The 18,158-nt window shown below is 71.5% G+C and carries 18 protein-coding genes and 2 pseudogenes; 10 read left to right on the top strand and 10 right to left on the bottom strand.

The window, feature by feature from the left end; genetic code table 11:
- Positions 1-389 precede the first annotated feature (389 nt).
- The 4 genes from DC008_RS32870 to DC008_RS32885 are packed head-to-tail and all read right to left on the bottom strand — an operon-like array spanning position 390 to position 4,748.
- Positions 390-1,226 carry a carbohydrate ABC transporter permease gene (locus DC008_RS32870; protein ID WP_108710127.1) on the bottom strand — a complete coding sequence of 279 codons (837 nt, stop codon included), beginning with the start codon at positions 1,224-1,226 and terminating at the stop codon, positions 390-392.
- The gene (locus DC008_RS32875) at positions 1,223-2,206 is read right to left on the bottom strand and encodes a carbohydrate ABC transporter permease (protein ID WP_108710128.1); all 984 of its coding nucleotides are present in this window, start codon (positions 2,204-2,206) and stop codon (positions 1,223-1,225) included. Before DC008_RS32875 ends, DC008_RS32870 begins: the two co-directional genes overlap by 4 nt.
- 2 nt (positions 2,207-2,208) lie before the next feature.
- Positions 2,209-3,510, bottom strand: a complete 1,302-nt coding sequence (locus DC008_RS32880; RefSeq protein ID WP_108710129.1) for an ABC transporter substrate-binding protein — start codon at positions 3,508-3,510, stop codon at positions 2,209-2,211.
- Positions 3,507-4,748: an aminotransferase class V-fold PLP-dependent enzyme gene (locus tag DC008_RS32885; RefSeq protein WP_108710130.1), complete on the bottom strand. Its 1,242-nt coding sequence runs from the start codon at positions 4,746-4,748 to the stop codon at positions 3,507-3,509. Before DC008_RS32885 ends, DC008_RS32880 begins: the two co-directional genes overlap by 4 nt.
- A 228-nt stretch (positions 4,749-4,976) precedes the next feature.
- Here DC008_RS32885 and DC008_RS32890 point away from each other — a divergent pair, with 228 nt between their 5' ends.
- Positions 4,977-5,678: a FadR/GntR family transcriptional regulator gene (locus DC008_RS32890; protein ID WP_108710131.1), complete on the top strand. Its 702-nt coding sequence runs from the start codon at positions 4,977-4,979 to the stop codon at positions 5,676-5,678.
- A gap of 7 nt (positions 5,679-5,685) precedes the next feature.
- Here DC008_RS32890 and DC008_RS32895 read toward each other — a convergent pair.
- Positions 5,686-5,922 (bottom strand): annotated as a pseudogene (locus DC008_RS32895) (FAD-dependent monooxygenase); the annotation flags it as partial.
- Between the two features lie 8 nt (positions 5,923-5,930).
- Between DC008_RS32895 and DC008_RS32900 the strand changes: the two are divergent.
- The 5 genes and pseudogenes from DC008_RS32900 to DC008_RS32920 all read left to right on the top strand — a co-directional run bounded on the left by DC008_RS32900 (position 5,931) and on the right by DC008_RS32920 (position 8,656).
- Positions 5,931-6,463, top strand: a pseudogene (locus tag DC008_RS32900) (TetR/AcrR family transcriptional regulator).
- Positions 6,464-6,529: 66 nt separating this feature from the next.
- Positions 6,530-6,751, top strand: a complete 222-nt coding sequence (locus tag DC008_RS32905; RefSeq protein WP_055623125.1) for a hypothetical protein — start codon at positions 6,530-6,532, stop codon at positions 6,749-6,751.
- Between the two features lie 44 nt (positions 6,752-6,795).
- On the top strand, positions 6,796-7,020 hold the full coding sequence (locus tag DC008_RS32910) for a hypothetical protein (protein ID WP_208646045.1): 225 nt from the start codon (positions 6,796-6,798) through the stop codon (positions 7,018-7,020).
- A gap of 68 nt (positions 7,021-7,088) precedes the next feature.
- Positions 7,089-8,165: an NAD(P)H-dependent amine dehydrogenase family protein gene (locus DC008_RS32915; protein ID WP_108710132.1), complete on the top strand. Its 1,077-nt coding sequence runs from the start codon at positions 7,089-7,091 to the stop codon at positions 8,163-8,165.
- A gap of 2 nt (positions 8,166-8,167) precedes the next feature.
- Positions 8,168-8,656: a carboxymuconolactone decarboxylase family protein gene (locus DC008_RS32920; protein WP_108710133.1), complete on the top strand. Its 489-nt coding sequence runs from the start codon at positions 8,168-8,170 to the stop codon at positions 8,654-8,656.
- A 52-nt stretch (positions 8,657-8,708) separates the two neighbouring features.
- Here DC008_RS32920 and DC008_RS32925 read toward each other — a convergent pair whose 3' ends face one another.
- On the bottom strand, positions 8,709-10,346 hold the full coding sequence (locus DC008_RS32925; RefSeq protein WP_108710134.1) for a GMC oxidoreductase: 1,638 nt from the start codon (positions 10,344-10,346) through the stop codon (positions 8,709-8,711).
- A gap of 254 nt (positions 10,347-10,600) precedes the next feature.
- Here DC008_RS32925 and DC008_RS32930 point away from each other — a divergent pair, with 254 nt between their 5' ends.
- From DC008_RS32930 to DC008_RS32945, 4 genes are all read left to right on the top strand, one after another.
- Positions 10,601-11,074: a GNAT family N-acetyltransferase gene (locus DC008_RS32930; protein WP_235074829.1), complete on the top strand. Its 474-nt coding sequence runs from the start codon at positions 10,601-10,603 to the stop codon at positions 11,072-11,074.
- Between the two features lie 191 nt (positions 11,075-11,265).
- Positions 11,266-12,081 carry a class I SAM-dependent methyltransferase gene (locus tag DC008_RS32935; protein ID WP_108710136.1) on the top strand — a complete coding sequence of 272 codons (816 nt, stop codon included), beginning with the start codon at positions 11,266-11,268 and terminating at the stop codon, positions 12,079-12,081.
- Between the two features lie 164 nt (positions 12,082-12,245).
- Entirely contained in the window at positions 12,246-12,491 is a 246-nt protein-coding gene (locus DC008_RS32940; protein WP_108710137.1) for a DUF5133 domain-containing protein, read from the top strand.
- A 60-nt stretch (positions 12,492-12,551) separates the two neighbouring features.
- A complete protein-coding gene (locus DC008_RS32945; RefSeq protein WP_108710138.1) occupies positions 12,552-13,646 on the top strand; it encodes a hypothetical protein in 1,095 nt (364 codons plus the stop codon).
- Between the two features lie 10 nt (positions 13,647-13,656).
- Here DC008_RS32945 and secD read toward each other — a convergent pair whose 3' ends face one another.
- The 4 genes from secD to DC008_RS32965 form a co-directional block, all read right to left on the bottom strand.
- Positions 13,657-15,870: a protein translocase subunit SecD gene (gene secD, locus DC008_RS32950; protein WP_108710139.1), complete on the bottom strand. Its 2,214-nt coding sequence runs from the start codon at positions 15,868-15,870 to the stop codon at positions 13,657-13,659.
- A 72-nt stretch (positions 15,871-15,942) separates the two neighbouring features.
- Positions 15,943-16,308 (bottom strand): hypothetical protein, encoded by a 366-nt coding sequence (locus DC008_RS32955; protein ID WP_108710140.1) that lies wholly within the window; start codon positions 16,306-16,308, stop codon positions 15,943-15,945.
- A 99-nt stretch (positions 16,309-16,407) separates the two neighbouring features.
- Positions 16,408-17,073, bottom strand: a complete 666-nt coding sequence (locus DC008_RS32960) for a response regulator transcription factor (RefSeq protein WP_108710141.1) — start codon at positions 17,071-17,073, stop codon at positions 16,408-16,410.
- On the bottom strand, positions 17,070-18,032 hold the full coding sequence (locus DC008_RS32965; protein WP_108710142.1) for a HAMP domain-containing sensor histidine kinase: 963 nt from the start codon (positions 18,030-18,032) through the stop codon (positions 17,070-17,072). Before DC008_RS32965 ends, DC008_RS32960 begins: the two co-directional genes overlap by 4 nt.
- Between the last annotated feature and the right edge of the window lie 126 nt (positions 18,033-18,158).

Raw genomic sequence — 18,158 nt, forward strand, 5'->3', positions numbered from 1 at the left:
CTCCCCAAGAGCCCCCGCACCGAGGACTCGGAACCGCGCCGGCCCGGTGAAGGGCCCACTCACCAGGCGGTTTCCGCAGTTCACGGCAACCGGCCGGATGAAAAGATCCGGTGAAGGTTAACTCAGTTGCCGGGCGACAACAAAAGCCGGAGAGGGGCCTTCCGGTGTGCCGAGAACGATGGCCTCGAAGAGGAGTGAAAGCGCCAGGACGAGGTACACGAGAGGATTTGCCGCGGGGTCCCGGAGGGCGGAATGTGTGGTTTCCCGGGGCGGGCGGGCCCCGGGAAACCCAAGAGGCTGTGGTCCCAACCCCTCGGTCGCCGAGTGACCCGCCGGGACACGCCTCACACGGCCGGAGCCCATCCACCTGCCCCGACCTGGCGCGACGCTCAGCCCTTGACCGCCCCCGAGGTCAGTCCCTGGACGATGTGACGGCTGGCGAACGCGAACAGCAGCATGGTCGGCAGGATCGTCAGCACGGCAGCCGCGGACATCGAGCCCCAGTCGATGTTGAAGCTGGAGATGAACCCGTTCAGCGCGGTCGGCACCGTCTTGTTCGCGTCGCTGTTCATCAGCGTCACCGACAGGAACAGCTCGTTCCAGCAGTTGACGAAGTTGAAGATGAACGCCGCGACGATCCCGGGCCGCATCACCGGCAGCAGCACCCGGAACAGCGCCGAGAACCGCGACAGGCCGTCGATCATGGCGGCCTCCTCCAGGGCGTCCGGGATGTTCTCGAAGAACCCGCGCAGCATCACCGTGCAGAAGGGGATGCACACCGCGATGTAGACGAGGATCAGCCCGAGACGGTTGTCGACCAGGCCGAGGTCCGTCATCAGCAGATACAGCGGGCCCAGGGCGATGAACGACGGGATCATCTGCGTCACCAGCGCCGCCATCAGCAGCGCCGACTTGCTGCGGAACTCGAAGCGGGCCAGAACGTACGCCGAGAGCATGGAGATCGCCGTCGCGGTGGCACCGGCCACCAGGGAGACGATCAGGCTGTTGGTGAGGTAGGTCCCGAAGTCGGCCGTGCCGAACAGGCCCCGGTAGTTCTCCAGCGAGAAGTGCTCGGGCCAGTACGCGAGCGGGAAGTGGAAGATGTCTCCGGGCGCCTTCAGCGAGGTGACGGCGATCCAGTAGAGCGGGAAGACGGTGAAGAGCAGCCACCCGCCGAGGAAGACGAACTTGACGGCCCGGCCGGCCGTGGACTCCTTGCCGATCACGCCCTCGCCCCCTTCTTCTCGCGCGTGGCCATCAGGAAGAACACCGCGAACACCAGCAGCGCGGCCACCACGAGGAGGCCGAGCGCGGAGGCCCTGCCGTAGTCGCCCTGCTGAGTGATCTTGATCATCCAGGTGGTCACGATGTGCGTCTCGTTGTTCGGCCCGCCGCCGGTCATACCGAAGATCAGGTCGGGGAAGTTGAAGATCCAGATCACCCGGAGCAGCACGGTCAGCGCCAGCGTGGTCCGGATGTAGGGGATCGTGATCTGGAACAGCGTGCGCGCCTTGCCCGCGCCGTCCAGCGCGGCCGCCTCGTACAACTCGTCGGGGATCGACTGGAGCGCGGCCAGGATCATGATCGCGAAGAAGGTGACGCCGTACCAGATGTTGGCGACGAGCACCGCCGCCATGGCGGTGTCCGGGTCCGCCAGCCAGGCGATCGGCTCGTCGACCAGACCGGCCTTCTGCAGCAGATCGTTCACCACGCCGAACTCGCTGTTGAACATCCAGCGGAAGAGGATGCCGATGAGGAAGCCGGAGATCGCCCAGGGGAAGAAGATCAGCGCCTGGTAGAGACCGCGCAGGCGGAAGCGGCGGCGCAGCCACAGCGCGAGCGCGAAACCGATCACCAGCTGCGGGACGATCGAACCGACCACCCACACCGCGGTGTTGGTGAGCACCGTGCCCCAGGCGGGGTCGGCGAAGACGTCGCCGAAGTTCTTCAGCCCGACCCACGAGGTGTCGGTGAGGTCGGTCAGCTTCCAGTTGCGGAAGGCCATCTGGCCGCCCGCGATCATGGGGTAGTAGGTGAAGACCGCCACGAACAGGGCGGCGGGCGCCAGATAGGCGGCGATGCCGAGGCCGCGCCGGGTGGTGAACTCCCGCTTGCGGCGGCCCCCGCGGGGGAGACCCCCCTTGCGGGAGGCCGCCCCCTCGGCCGGCGCCGTGGTCTTCGACGTCGTCGTGGACGTGACCGGCATGTCTACTGCTCCTGCTGCCACTTCTCGGTCCAGAAGGCGTTCCAGCCGGCCAGCAGCTCCTTGGGCGACGTCTTGCCCAGGACCAGCTTCTGCACGTCGGCGTCCGCCTTCTGCTGCCACTCGGCCCACCAGCTGACGCCACGCGGCTGGGTGACGACCAGGTACTTGTCCGGCTGCTCGGTCATGGTCACGTAGCTCGCCCAGGGACCGGACTTGTAGAAGGGGTCACTGGTCGCCGACTTGAGGAGGGGCACCAGGCTGTTCTTCTTGGTGAACGACGTCGACGCCTCGCCCTGGGACAGGAACTGCACCAGCTTCACGGCCTCGGCCTTGTGGCCGCTGCCCTTGGCGACACCCCAGCCGGCGGTGGCCAGCGGCTGCACGGTCTTCCCGCCGGGGCCCGCGACCAGCGGCGCGGTGCCCCACTGGTCCTTGGAGATCGACTTGGACTCCGAGACGGTGGCGATCACCTCGGGGTCCTGGAGCAGGAACGCCGTCGACCCGTTGGAGAAGGCCTCGACCATCTCCGGATAGCCCCAGGCGACGGACGACTTGGGGGACGCCTGCTTGAACAGCTTCAGATAGTTCTCGATCGCGTCCTCGGCCTCCGGGGCGGCGAAGATCGTACGACCGTCCTTCAGCCTGAAGCCGTTCGCCGGGTCCACGTCGTCGGCGAGATACGCCTCGATGGCGGCCGTCGCGTTGCTGTTGGCGTTGGCGCCGCCGCGGAAGGCGTAGCCGTAGCGCCGCTCGGACGGGTCGTGGATGGCCTTCGCCTGCTCCAGCAGCTCCTCCCAGGTGGCCGGCGGCTTGTCGAAGCCGGCCTTCTCGATGAGGTCGGTGCGGTAGAAGAGGCTCAGGCCGTAGAAGCCGTAGGGGACGAAGTACGTGGCGCCCTTGGCGTCCTTGGAGGCGTTGACGGCGTTCTCCGTCATCGCCTCCCAGCCCTTCCAGCCGTCCAGGTCCTTCTTCATGTCGTACAGCCAGCCGTTGTTCGACCAGGGTCCGACGGTGATGTCGCGGACCTCCAGGACGTCCACGCCGCTGCCGGACTGGAGCATCTGCTGGAGCTTCTGGTCGGCCTGCTCGGTGGGCGGGGAGACCAGGTTGACCTTGACCTTCGGGTTCTGCTGCTCGAAGTCGGCTATGAGGTCCTCGAGCAGGGCGGTGCGGGTCGGATTCGTCAGGCTCTCCACCATGTTGAGCGTGACGGTGCCGTCCGCCTCGGGGCTCATGGTGGAGCAGCCGGTCACGAGCAGCGCGGTGGCGGTGCCGAGCGCGAGGACTGCCGTCCTTCTTCTCATTGTGCTGACCTCTTCCCTGTGTTCTCTCGTGCCCACGCGCCGAGGACGGGGACGCATTCCTCGGCGAAGTACTCGTAGTCGGCGGCGGTGTTGTAGACGTGCGCGGACAGCCGCATGTAGCCGACGCCGCCGAAGCTGGTGAACGCCGCCTCCACGTCCAGCTCGCGGGCCACCCGGTCGCGCAGCGCGTCGGCCTGGAGCCGGTCGGCGGCGAGCCCGTCCGGCAGCCGCACCAGCCGCATCCCGGGGACGGGCATACCGACGTCGACAGCGTTGTCCGAGCCCACGGTCCCGGCGAACGCGGCGCCGATCACCCCGGCGCCGTAGTCCGCCAGTTCGTCCATGTAGCGGCGGGCGGCCGCCCAGCCCCAGGTGCGCTCGACGAAGTCCAGGGCCGCCGGCGCCGCCAGATAGGACGTGGCGTCGATCGTGCCCTGCTGGTCGAAGCGGTCCGGGAACGGCTCGGCCGCCGCCCAGGAGTCGATGAGGGGGTACAGCAGCTCGCGCAGCGGTCCCCGGGCCACCAGGGCCGCCGTACCGCGCGGTGCGCAGCCCCACTTGTGCAGATTGCCGGTCCAGAAGTCGTACGTCGCACCGGTGAGCGGCGCGTCGAGCAGACCGGGTGCGTGGGCGCCGTCCACGAGGACCGGGATGCCGCGCCGCCCGGCCTCCGCGCCGATGCGTTCCACCGGCAGCCGGCGCGCGGTCGCCGAGGTGATCTGGTCGACGACCACCAGCTGGGTGGCGTCGGAGAACTCCGCGGTCACGGCCTCGTACGCCTGCTCCTCGTCCGCGTCCAGCGGCACCCGGGCGGTGCGCACGCGTCCGCCGTGGCGCCGGGCCAGCCGCTCGGCCCCCATCGTCACGGCCCCGTAGCCGTGGTCGGTGACGACGATCTCCCCGGCGGGGCGCAGGGCCAGCGCGGCGAAGACGACGCTCGCGCCGGCGCTGGCGTTCGGGACGAGGGCGAGATCGCCGGCGTCGACCCGCAGGAACTCCGCGAGCCGCACCCGGGTGGCGGCGAGCCGCTCCGGGAGCGCCGGGAACCACACCACGGGTGAGCGTTCCATCTGCACGCGCAGCAGTTCCTGGCGTTCCTGGGCCACCAGCGGCACGGCCCCGAAGGAGCCGTGGTTCAGGTGCTTGAGGGCGGGGTCCAGCGACCACGCCCGGTCGGCCGGCGTGCCGTCGGCCAGCAGCAGGGGGCGTGGTGCGGTGGTCACCTCGGTCTCGCTCACAGGTCTCCACATCTGGGCAGGGCGGTCCTGCGGAAGCACAGGATCCGCCGGACACATCTGATGACTCGGCATCCTGCACATCTTCAGAGGGGGAAACAAGGGGTCGTACCGTGAAAGTCATCAGATGACTTCCGGGTGATATGCGGCCGACACATCGGAAAGTCGCTACAGTGCTCCGAGGCGCCGGCGGCGTGATCGCCGGCCCGTACGGGGAGGAAGAGGGGACGGATGTCCGCAGTCGAGAAGGCGTTCCACGGCCTACGGCACATGATCGGGACGGGGCGCCTCGGCCCCGGCGAGCGCATCCCGCCCGAGGGCGAGCTCTGCGAGGAGCTGGGCGTCTCACGGGGGTCGCTGCGCGAGGCCGTCCGCATGCTCGCCGCCCTGGGCGTCATCGAACCCCGGCACGGCTCGGGCACCTACGTCTCTCAGCTGAGGCCCGAGGACGTCATCGGCAGCCTCTCCCTGACTCTTGAACTGCTGCCGCTCTCCGGCCTGTTGGAGGTCTACGAGATCCGGCGCGTCCTGGAGGCCCATGTGGCCGCCCAGGCGGCGGCGCGCTGCACCCCGGAGAACGTCGACACCCTGTTCTCGCTGATCGACGCCATGGAGGCCACCAGCGACCCCACCGAGGCCTCCGAACTGGACCACCGTTTCCACGCGGAGATCGCCAGGGTGGGCGGCAACCCCACCCTGGCGACCCTCCTCGCCGTCTTCCGGGCCCGCAGCCGCAAGTACCAGGTCTTCACCCTGCCCGAGGGCCCCGAGCTGCGGCGGAAGAGCGACGACGACCACCGTGTCCTGGCCACCGCCATCGCCGACCACGACCCGGTCGCGGCGGCCGGCGCGGCCCAGGCCCATGTCGCCCAGACGGAACGCTGGCTGCGCGCCTTCATGCCGCCGGTCGAGGAGGTCGGCGCAACCGGCTGAGGAGCCGTCAGCCCTGTTCGGCGGCCGCGAAGTCGGGCAGCTCGGTGGAGAGCGGGTGCTCGGCGGCACCGTCGAGAGCCCGGGCCGTCTCCACGGAGCGGGGGAGCATGGTCCGCTCGTAGGCGCGGACGGCCTCGTCGACCGTGTCGTGCCGGGCCAGGGCGAGCGCGAGTTCGCAGGCGTCCAGCATGGAGAGGCTGACGCCGACGCCCAGCGGCGGCATGAGGTGGGCGGTGTCCCCGAGGCCAGGCCATCGCCGACGCCGCCCTGCGCCTGTTCCTGCAGCGCGGATACGACGATGTCGGCATCCGTGAGATCGCGGACGCCGCCGACGTCTCCACCACCACGCTGTTCAAGCACTTCCCGGTCAAGGAGGCCCTGGTCCTCGACGAGGACGCCGAGCAGGAGGCCCGCCTCCTCGCCGCCGTCCGCGAGCGCCCCGAAGGGCAGTCCCTTCCCGCCGCCCTGCGCGAGCACGCCCTGTCCATCCGCCTGGCCCCGGGCGACGGCGACCCCCGCTTCGCGCCTTCACTGCACTGGTGAACGGCACCCCCGCGCTGCTCGGCTACGGCCGGAAGATGTGGCTGCGGCACACCGCCGCCCTCTCCCGGGTCATCGCCGCGGAGAGCGGCCTCGCCGCCGCCGACCCCGCCTGCACGGCCCTGGCCCGCTTCGCGCTGGAGGCCCCCCGCGCGGCAGCCGTCCATGACGACACCCGGGCGGCCGTCACCCGGGTCCTCGAGCTTCTGGAGCGCGGCTGGAGCACGCTCTCCCCGGAGGCGTGAGCGGGCCGTCCCCTCACCACCGGGTCCCGGTGGCCCTGGAAATCGAACACATGATTGAATTCGGCCATGCGTACGTTTCCAGACGACCTCACCCGGGCCCAGCAGGAGTGGAGCGCCACCTACCGGCAGCTCGCCGAGCGGCCCGGCCGTACCGAACTGCGCCGGCGTCTGTACCGGCTGTCGGCCGAGGTGTTCTTCCACCCCTACTGGCAGCACCGGCGGCCCAGCCCCGGCGCGTGGTGGGAGCTGCGGCAGCTGGGCCGCGCGGGCGGCCGGGCCGCCCGATGACGCGCTGGAGTGCGGGGTCGGGCGACCCGGATGATCCTGAGGACATGTCCGGATCCCCGCGTGTGACCGTGCATCCGCCGTCCCCGACCGGAGGCCGGCGCGTCCGGGTCGACGGCGAGATCCTCGGACTGGCCCACAACCTCACCGATGTCGCCGAGTTCCTGCGCCGCGCGGGACTGGAGATCGACCCGTCCGACGTGGCACTGGCGCCCTGGATCGACTGGCGCGGTGTCGGCCCGGACCGCTGGGGCCACGACAGCGACGGCTGACCCCGGACCGGCCGGATTCCTCGTGCACGGCTATGGGAACTTTCGCTACGCGTCGTTACCCTCCGCGCATGATTCCCACGGTGGTCTGGGGCACAGGCAACGTCGGGCGCGCCGCCATCCGGGCGGTGGCGGCCCATCCGGCGCTCGACCTGGTGGCCGTACTGGTGTCGAACCCCGCCAAGGCCGGCAGGGACGCGGGCGAGCTGAGCGGGCTCGGCCGCCCCCTCGGCGTGGCGGCGACCGACGACGTGGACGCGGTGCTGCGGGCCCGCCCCCGGGCGGTCGTGTACGCGGCCTCCGGCGACGTACGCCCCGACGGCGCCATCGAGGACGTCGCCCGCGCCCTGCGCGCCGGAGCGGTCGTCGTCACCCCCTCCCTGTACGGCATGTACGACCCCACCAGTGCGCCCGAGGAGATCCGCGACGTCCTCGCCGGTGCCGCCGAGGCCGGGGGCGGCGCGCTGTTCGTCTCGGGCGTCGACCCCGGCTGGGCCAACGACGCCCTCCCGCTGCTGGTCAGCGGACTGGGCTCGGAGATCGATGTGCTCCGCTGCCAGGAGATCTTCGACTACTCCACGTACGACCAGGAGGAGGCCGTCCGCGATCTGATCGGCATGGGGCATCCGCTCGACCACCAGCCACTGATGCTCGCCGAGGGCATCCCCACCATGATCTGGGGCGGGCAGCTGCGGATGATGGCCCGCGCCCTGGGCGCCGTACTCGACGGCATCGACGAGACGCTGGAACGCCGCCCGCTGGAGGAGACCGTCCACACGGCCACGATGGGGGAGTTCCGGGCCGGCACCCAGGGAGCCGTACGCCTGGAGGTGCGCGGCATGGTCGCGGGCGAGCCCCGGATCGTCGTCGAGCACATCACCCGGATCCACCCCTCCTGCGCCCCGGACTGGCCCACGCCGCCGGACGGCGGAGCAGGGGCCCACCGCGTGATCGTCGAGGGCCGCCCCCGCATCGAGGTCACGGTCGAGGCGACGGACGAGGGGGACAACCGGGCGGCCGGCGGGAACGCGACGGCGGCCGGGCGCCTGGTGAACGCCATCGACTGGCTCGCCGAGGCCGGACCGGGACTCCACGACGCGCTCGACGTCCCGCTGCGCCCGGCGGCGGGCCGACTCGGAAAGAGGTGACCATGCGCATCGACATCCCCGAGGGCGCCGACCCCATCCCGTACGTCTGGGGCGACCTCGTACCGGAGATAGGCCGGGCCGCCGGCGCCTTCTCCCTGGCCGTCTACGAGCACACGACCCTCGGGCTGCGCGAGTTCGAGGCCGCCCGGCTGCGGATCGCGCAGATCAACGGCTGCCGGTTCTGCCTCGGCTGGCGCACCGAACGCGACGGGCAGAAGGTCGAGGAGGAGTTCCTGGACACCGTCGCGCAGTGGCGCACGACCGACGCCTTCGACGAACGCACCCGGCTCGCCGCCGAGTACGCCGAGCGTTACGCGACCGACCACCACGGTCTGGACGACGCGTTCTGGGACCGGATGAAGGCGCACTACAGCCAGGCGGAGATCGTGGAGCTGAGCATGAGCATCGGTTCCTGGCTGGCGTTCGGACGGCTCAACCACGTGCTGGGGATCGACAGCGTGTGCGTCGTCCCGACGGCACGCGGAGCATGACGGGCGGGCCGGGACCCCGTGGTCCCGGCCCGCCCCACCGATCGAGTCGCGGTCAGAAGTCGTCGGCGATGATCCTCTCGATGTTGCGCTCGGCGAGCGCGGTGATCGTGACGAACGGGTTCACGCTCACATTGCCCGGGATGAGGGCCCCGTCCATCACATACAGGCCCGAATGGCCGTGCAGCCGCCCGTAGTTGTCCGTCGCCTTGTCGAGCACGGCTCCGCCCAGCGGGTGGTACGTGAGGTGGTCGCCCCAGATCTTGTGGACGCCGAACAGATCCGAGCGGTAGATCGTCCCCTCCTTCGCGTTGATCTTGTCGAAGATCGTCTTCGCCATCGTGATCGACGGCTGCTTCCACGCGGTCTGCCAGTCCAGCTCGACCTTTCCCGCCGCCGCGTTCCAGGTGAACCGGGCGCGGTGCGGGTTGTTCGTGATGGACAGATAGAACGACGCCCAGGTCTCGATGCCGGTCGGCAGGGGTGCCACCTCCGCGAACGCGCCGCCCGCCGCCCAGTTGTCGATGCCCGCTGTCGGGATCGACGACTGGAGCGCCCCGGTGGGGTCCCACAGATGGTTGGCGCGGCCGCACATGACGTTGCCGTTCTCGCCCCAGCCGTTGCCGACCTCGTGGTTGAGGCCGGGCAGCGCGCCCGTCCCCTTGAGGCGGACGAGCAGCTTGCTGGTGCCGACGCTGCCCGCTGCGAAGAACACCCGTCGCGCCGTCACCGTCTTGGTGGCGGTGACGGTCCCGGTCGTGTCGAGCTGCTCGACGGTGACCGAGTAACCGCCGGTGGCCGGTGTCACCGACGTCACCCGGTGCAGCGGTGAGATGGTGACCCGTCCGGTGGCGCGGGCCTGCGCGAGATAGGTCTTGGGCAGGGACTTCTTGCCGTGGTTGTTGCCGTAGAGGATCTCGCCGGCGAGGGCCGACCGGGGCACGGACCCCTCGGCCTCGCGCTTCATGTAGTCCCAGTCGTAGACGTTGGGTACGAACACGAAGCGGAATCCGGACCGTTGGGCGTGCTTGCGGCCGACGCGCGCGTACGTGTACGCCTCCGTCGTGTCGAACCACGCCGGGTCGATGGTCCGCACACCGAGGGTGCTGTTGGCACGCGGATAGTAGACGTCGTACATCTCGTCGGCGTCGACCGACGGGAGCACGGCGGGGAAGCGGCTGCGCTCCGGGGTCACGGCCATACCGCCGTTGACGAGGGAGCCGCCGCCGACCCCGCGCCCCTGGTACACCACGATGCCGCCCATCTCCTCGGCGTCGAGGATGCCCGTGTACCGGGGCACGTCCCGGTCGAGCGGGAAACCGAGGAAATTGCTCAGTGGCTGCTTGGTGCGGGTGCGCAGCCAGAACGACCGGTAGTCGGGGCTGGTGGTGTTGGCGAAGATCTTGCCGTCGGTGCCCGGGGTGTCCCAGGCCATGCCCATCTCCACCATGTGGACGTCGACGCCGGCCTGCGCGAGCCGGAGCGCGGTGACGGACCCTCCGTATCCGCTGCCGATGACGAGTGCGGTGACCTGTGCGCCGGGTTCGATGACCGCCTCGCGCGGGGCGGCGGCGGCCGGGGGAAGGCCGAATGCGCCCCATGTCGCGGCGCCAAGAATAGAACCTGTTCCACTGATGAAGTGGCGGCGGGAAAGACCTCTTCCTTCGACGTGACTGGCTCTGCCAGAGTCCATGCAGATCTCCCTTCTGACATAGAACGGAAACGAGTTCTACGCAGCGCTGTGAAAGAAGTCACGAGAAACCTCCGGGTAACTTGAAAGGTGTTCCGCATGCATGGGGAGAGGTCGCCTCAGGAATACGCCGTCGGCCCGTCCGCCCCGCTGTCACCGGGGCCATGGGACCGTGGGCACGCAACGCCGCCCTGACCGACTCGATACGCCGAGGAGAGCCGACCGTGAGTCCGGCCGACGACCTGTCCATCGCCCCGATGACGTCCGAGCACGCGGAGGAGGTGCTGACGATCTATCAGCTCGGGATCGACGAAGGCCAGTCCACCTTCGAGACGGTCGCGCCCACCTGGGACACCTTCGACGCCGTCAAACTGCCCGAGCACCGGTACGTCGCGCTCGACGCCACCGGCAAGGTGCTGGGATGGGTGGCGGTGATCCGCGTCTCCGACCGGTGCGCCTACGCCGGAGTCGTCGACCACTCCGTGTACGTGCACCCGGCGGCGCGCGGCCGGGGCGTCGGTGCCGCACTGCTCGACGCGCTCATCGCCTCCACGGAGGCCGCGGGCGTCTGGACCATCCAGTCCGGGGTCTTCCCCGAGAACACCGCGAGCCTCGCCCTGCACCGCAAGGCCGGCTTCCGCGTCATCGGCGTCCGTGAACGCATCGGCCGGCACCACGGGGTGTGGCGTGACGTCATGCTGATCGAACGCCGCAGCCCCGTGGTCGGCTGACACCCGCGCCCGGCCCGTGCGTTGGGCCGATCGGTTCACCCTCGGTGTGTCCCGGCGCGCCTCGGCCGTACAGGAGGGTCCGCGTGCAGGATCGGTGCGGGGGCGGCCACCTGACGGGCCGCCCCCGCTCCCCTCACCGCCACGCGACGAGGTTCCGCCATGACTCTGCACACCCGTACGCCGGTGGCGCCATGAGGCCCGCCGAGGAGCGGGCGGAACCCGGCTCCGGTCGCTACGGCGAGACCGTCTTCCGGCCCGGACAGCAGGGCGAGGAGGAGCGCATCGACTACGGCGCCCTCGCCTACGACGACGTCACCGTGGCGCGGCTGCGGGCGCTCGGCGCCGGGCCCGGGTGGCGGTGCCTGGACGTGGGCGCGGGCACCGGCACGATCGCGCGGCGACTGCTGGACGAGGCCGGCGTGGACAGCGTCCTCGCCGTCGACCGCGACGTCCGGTTCCTCGCCGCGCGGGCCGTACCCGGCCTGGAGGTACGCGAAGCCGACGTCACCGCACCGGACTTCGCGCCCGGCCGCTTCCACCTCGTGCACGCCCGCTTCGTACTGATGCACCTCCCGGACCGCGAGCGGGTGATCCGGACGCTGCTGGAGTGCGTCGAGCCCGGGGGCCTCCTGGTGCTCGGCGACGCCGTCGACCTGACGAGCGACCGCGCCCCCGACACGCCCTACACGCGTGTGATGCGCGCGATGTGGCGGGGCCTGCGGGACACCATCGGCACGGACGTCACCTGGGTGCCGTCGTATCCGCACCTGCTGCGCGCGTCGGGACTCGAACGGGTCGCCGCCGAGATCCATGTACCGCCACTGGAGCCGGGCAGCCCCATCAGCCGCTTCTGGGCCGACACCTGGGACCGCAGCCGGGAGGCGCTGCGTGCCACGGGCCTCGTCGACGACGCGGCCGTGGACGAGGGCATCCGCCACCTGTCCTCGGACGCGTGCGCCGACCTGTCGGCAGGGCTGCTGACGGCCTGGGGACGCAGACCCGAGTGAAATTCCGTGCAGGGTGCGGGCATGAACCTTTCGACCCGGGGCACCTGGTGATCAGCTCGGTGCCGGACCTGGTGCCGGGCGGTGTTGCGCGGGGACGCACTCGGTTCCTCCCCGCGCGGGGAGTCGGCCGTACGACGGCCCTGTCTCGGGAGAGAGGAATCGCCATGATCCTGCCGGCGGAGAAGGAACTGCGCAGCGCCCTGGCCCGGTTCGCGGAGGCGCGTATCGCTCACGACGTCCTTCCCACCGGCCGCACCAGCCGGGTGCTCGAGGACGCCACCTACACGCTGTGCGTGATGACCGGTGCCCGGACCGCCGGCGACGCGCTCAAGGCCGCGGACGCCCTGCTCGAACGCTACGGCGCCGACCGCCGGGAGGGCAGGCCCGAGGACGAGACGCTGGCCGCCTGAGGCGATGTCAGTGGCGCGGCCTAGGGTTCCGCCAGAGTCCCCGGACCTTGTGGAGCCCACGTGTCCCGTCCTGCCCGCCTCGTCGCCTCGCTCGAGGCCCCCTCTCCCGTCACCGGCTTCGGGTCGGCACCGTGCCTGATGTCCGGGCCGGGCGCCCGGTATCTCGTCCAGTGCGACGACACCGAGTTGATCGTGCGTGGACTCGCGGGCTGGGCGCCGGGTCCGACGATCCGTTTCCCCGCGCCCTGGCCGCCGGGGTTCGGCTCGTGGGCGGTGTCGCCCGGCGCCGACCTCGCCGTGTTCGCGGGACGGCACGCCCTGCGCGCCGTCGACCCGTCGGGCCGGACGCGCTGGGAGCTTCGACACCCCTGCTGGGCGGGGTGCGCGGGACACACCGATGCCTCCGAGTACGTGGACGACCGGGACCACCGGTACTCCGGCAGCGGCTCGGTCGCCTTCGCCACCGACGGCAAGCTCGTCTGGGCGCACGTACCCGGCCCCTCGGCGGACGGGGAAGCGGACGGGGACGACGGCCCGGAGGAGTGGCTGGTCCTCGACGCCGCCGACGGCACGGTGCTGGCCCGCGCCGCCACGGGGACGGTGGCGGCCGGATCCGTCCATGTCCCGCACCCCGACCCCGGCCGGATGGGTCTGAGCGTCGGCGAGGGCCAGGACGGCTCGCCCCTGCTCTGGGGCCGATGGGACGGTAGGCGGCTCACCGTGGACACCTTCGGCGGCGAGGACCGCGTGCTGCTCGCGGTGAGCCCCACGGGGGACCGCCTGCTCACCGTGACCCACGACCAGGACACCCTCGCCGTGCACCGCGCCGCCGACGGCCAGGTGACGGCCGCCCTGGACGCGGAGACTGTTCCCCCGCACCCGGCGGCCGAGGAGGACGCCGAGGCCGACGAGATCCGCGCGTACTTCGGCTACGAGGGCGGCTTCGTCGACGAGGAGACCATCGTGGTCGGCACCACCGAGAGCGACGAGGAGTACGGGGCGGGCCGGCACTGGCTCGTCGCCCCGGCCTCCCCGCGGCCGCTCGACCCGATCACCTACCCGGTCGAGGTGTCCGGACCGCCCAGGGCGCTGGGCGACGGCACCTGGTACACGGTGTCCGCCGCCGACAGCGCCCTGTACGTCTGGGCTCTGTGACCGTCACCCTCTACTTGCGCCGGTGCAGTTCCACGGCCAGTGGGGTCGCCGTGAACATCGACGAGTACGTGCCCACCGCGACCCCGATGAGCAGGGCCAGCGCGAAGTCGGTGAGCGAGTCGCCGCCGAACACCGCGAGAGCGGTCAGGATGAGCGCCGCCCCCATCCCGGTGTTGACGGTGCGGGGCAGCGTCTGCAGCAGCGCCCGCTCGGCGACGGTCGCGAAGGGTGCCTCGGGCTTACGGCGCATCAGATCCCGGACGCGGTCGAAGACGACGACGGAGTCGTTGACCGAGTAGCCGATGACGGTGAGCAGCGCCGCGAGGAAGACACCGTCGATCGGCTTGCCCAGCCAGGCGAAGATCCCGACGAGGATCACGACGTCGTGGGCGAGCGCGGCGACGGCCGCCGTGCCGAACAGCCAGCGGAACCGGGCGGACAGATAGAGCAGTTGGGCGCCCAGGGCGACGGCCAGCGCGATGAGCGCGCCCTGGCGCAGCTCCTTGCCCAGGCTCGGTCCGATCGTCTCGTCCCGGAGCTTGTCGGCCCCGTCGCCCACCGCGTCGACGGCCTCCGTGACGGCCGCCGCCTCGGCGTTCGTCAGCCGGTCGGTGCGCACGCTGATCCGCTGGTCCCCGGACTCCTGTACGACGGCCCCGGGGAACCCGGCGTCGGCGAGTGCGGCGCGGGCCCGGTCGGGGTCGACGGGGGAGGAGGTGCCGTACTCGATGAGCCGGCCGCCGGTGAACTCGACACCGAAGTCCAGGCCGCGCGCCGCGATGCCCGACGCCGCCAGCACCAGTGCCGCCGCGGACAGGGCCAGCCAGCGTCGGGGGTGCCGCATCAGCCGGGGCGCCCTGCGGGTCAGCCGGTCCCGGACCGCGCCGGTGTGCGCGATCCCGGTCAGCCGCGGCCGGCGGCGCAGCCAGGCACGGTTGATCACGGGGTCGGCGAGGACGCGGGTGACGACCAGCGCGCTGAACATGGAGGCGAGCACACCGATGCCCAGGGTGACACCGAAGCCGCGCACCGGGCCTGAGGCCAGGAAGAACAGCAGCCCGGCGGCGATGAGGGTGGTGATGTTCGAGTCGGCGATCGCGCTGAACGCGCCCCGGAACCCCGCCGCGAGAGAGGACCGCGGGCTCGGCCGCCGGCGAGCGGCGTACTCCTCACGGGCCCGCTCGAAGACGAGCACGTTCGCGTCGACGGCCATGCCGATCGCCAGGACGAACCCGGCGAGCCCCGGCAGGGTGAGCGTGGCGCCGAGCGCGACCAGTGCGGCGTAGGAGATCAGGCCGTAGCAGGCCAGCGCGACGACGGCCAGGAAGCCGAGCAGCCGGTACACGGCGATGATGAACACGCCGGTCAGTGCCGTGCCGACGATCGCCGCCCAGGCGCTGGCCGTGATGGCCTCGGCGCCCAGCGTCGGGCCGACCGTGCGCTGCTCGACCGTCTCGACGGGCACCGGCAGCGCGCCGCCGTTGATGAGCAGGGCGAGTTCCTTGGCCTCGTCGACGGTGAACGAACCGGTGATCTGGGTGGACCCGCCGGTGATACCGGTGCCGCATCCGACGGAGGGGTCGACCTGGGGCGAGGAGATGACCTTGTCGTCCAGGACGATGGCCACCCGCCGCCTCGCGTCCCCCGCGGGATGGCAGGCGGCCTCCCCGGTCAGCCGGGCCCAGGCGTCGCCGCTGCCTTTGAAGTCGAGGGCGACATGCCAGCCGGCACCGCCCTGCTGGTCGAGGCGTGCCGCGGCCTCCTCGACGTCCTTGCCGGTCAGCTTGGCCGCCGCCAGCCGCAGCGGCTGCCCCGACTCGTCCTTCACGACGCGCGGATGCTCGGCGCCCGCCATCGTGCCGTCCTCATCGGCGGCCGTGCCGAGGACCTCGTGGAAGGTGAGCTGCGCGGTACGGCCCAGGACATCGGCGGCCTCGGTCGGGTCCTGGACGCCGGGCAGTTCCACGACGATCCGGTCGGTGCCGGAGCGGGACAGGGAGGGCTCGGCGACGCCGAGCGCGTCGATACGGTCGCGCAGCACCTCCAGGGTGCGGTCGGTGGCCTCGGCGGCGGAGTCGCCCGGACCGGGGCGGGTCTCCAGGACGATCTGCGTGCCGCCGCGCAGATCGAGCCCGAGGCGTACGGGCTGGGTGAACGAGACGAACAGGGACAGGGCGATCACGGCGAGGGCGAGCAGCCCTCTGATGCGCAGGGCGCGGTTCACGGGTGGCCTCCGGCAGGCACACCCCGGCCACGACGGTGACCGGGTGTCGGGAAGGAAGGGGAACGAACTGCGTCAGATGCCGGAGGTGGGGGGCGGAGCGCGGCGGTGCGGGGCGTGGGCCGGGTGGGCGTGGTCCGGCGCGAGCGCGGCCGTACGGAAGGCACGGGCCTGCGCGGGCCCACTGTGGGGCTCATAGCGCGACGCCGGCTCGGCGGGTGTCGCCGGCCTTTCGGCGGGGGCGTCACCCTGGCCGCGTACGACGGCCGGGCGGACGTGGTCGTGTCCGTCGTCCGCCCGCGGTGCGCCGCTGCCCGCCGAAGGCGCGGGGGAGGGGTGAGGGGTGCCGTGGACCGGAGGGCTCAGCAGGGCCAGGAGCACGGCGAGCAGGACGACGACCGGCCCCGTGGCACAGGGGGCGGGCCGTGCGGTGCGCGCCATGCGACGTCCCCCTCTGGTCGGGTTCGGCGGAGCCGTGGTGCGCCCGAGGATCCTGGCCGGGGAGTAGGCGGCCGGGACCCTCGGGCAGTGGGAAGGGGGTCAGGGCTCGATGAGCCCCGCCCGGATGGCGTAGCGGGTGAGTTCGAGGCGGTCCCGCAGGCCCAGCTTGTGCAGCAGGTTGGCCCGGTGCCGGTGGACGGTCTTGATGCTGATGAAGAGCAGCTCGGCGATCTCCTTGGAGGAGTGGCCCTCGGCGACGAGCTTCAGCACCTCCTCCTCCCGGGGCGTGAGGACCTGCCCCGGCGGCTCCTCGCCGTGCCGGACCCGGTCGAGGTAGTTGCGGATCAGGGCGGTGACCGCGCCCGGATACAGGAAGGGCTCGTCGCGCATTGCGGCGCGGCAGGCGGTGACCAGGTCGCGGTCGGCCACCGACTTCAGCACATAGCCGCTGGCCCCGGCCTTCAGCGCCTGGAAGAAGTACTGCTCGTTGTCGTGCATCGTCAGGATCAGCACCCGCACGTCCGGCTTCAGCGCGTTGAGTTCACGGGCGGCCTGCAGCCCCGTCATCCGGGGCATCGTGATGTCCAGGACGGCCAGGTCGACGTCCTGGCCGCGGGCCAGCGCCACGGCCTCGGCGCCGTCCCCGGCCTCCGCGACGACCTCCAGGTCCGGCTCCCGGTCGAGGATCAGCCGCACCCCTCGCCGTACCAGCGCGTGGTCGTCGGCGAGGAGGATGCGGATCACGGGTGTGTCGGTGGTGGTCATGACTGCTTTCCGGGGACGGACGGGACGGGCACCGCGAGACGGACCTGTGTTCCGGCGCGCGGTTCGGAGGTGATGTCGAGCGCGGCGCCCACGAGCAGGGCCCGCTCCCGCATGCCACGGATCCCGGCGCCCTCGCGCGCGACCCCCGTGCCGCGGCCGTCGTCCTTGACGGTCAGGGTCACCGTGCCTCCGGTGTGCTGCAGGCTCATCTCGACCTTCGCCGCCTCGGCGTGCCGGGCCGCGTTGGTCAGGGCCTCCTGTGCGACCCGGTACAGCACCAGTTCGCTCTCCGGGTCGAGTTCGGGCAGGTCGGCGTCGAAGGAACGGCTCACGTGCAGCCCGGTGTGTGTGGCGAACTCCGTCGCCAGCGAGGTCAGCGCGCTCACCAGACCCAGGTCCTCCAGGACGCCCGGCCGCAGCCGGCGGACCAGCCGGCGGACCTCGTCCAGGCTCTCCCGGGTGATCTCCTGCGCCTGCTGGAGCTCACCGCGCAGGGGCTCGTCGGCCTCGTCCGCCGCCTTCTTCAGCACCAGCAGGATCGCGGTCATGCTCTGGCCGACCTCGTCGTGCAGCTCCTGGGCGATACGGCGTCGCTCGCCCTCCTGCGCGAGCAGCGCCCGCGCGCTGCTGGCGGCCCGTTCGTGCTCGAGCCGCTCCAGCATGGCGTTGAACGTGCTGATCAGCTCCGCGGTCTCACCCCGCCCCTGCTCCGGCAGGCGCTGGCCCGGCCGCAGCAGGTCGACGGTGGTCATGAGCTTGGTGAGCCGGCCGAGTGGGGCCAGCCCGATGCGCAGCAGGGCGGCGTTGGCGATGAGCATGACGGCCAGGCCGCCCACCAGGATGACCGCCTCCGTCAGCAGCACCGGCACGGAGACGGTCACCGGCGCCCACAGCAGCAGCGCGGTGGCCGTACCCAGCACCACCGCGTTGAGTGCGAAGATCCGCCAGAACAGGGACACCGCGATGACGCCTCTCTCCTTGTGACAGGGCTCTGTCCACCCTTTCGGTCACCGCGTACCCCGGGCATGAGCCACGGCCATGGCTGCGGACCGGCCTGAGCCCCAGCTTGCTCGTGGCGGACGCGT

This window comes from Streptomyces nigra (genome assembly GCF_003074055.1).
Taxonomy (GTDB): domain Bacteria; phylum Actinomycetota; class Actinomycetes; order Streptomycetales; family Streptomycetaceae; genus Streptomyces; species Streptomyces nigra.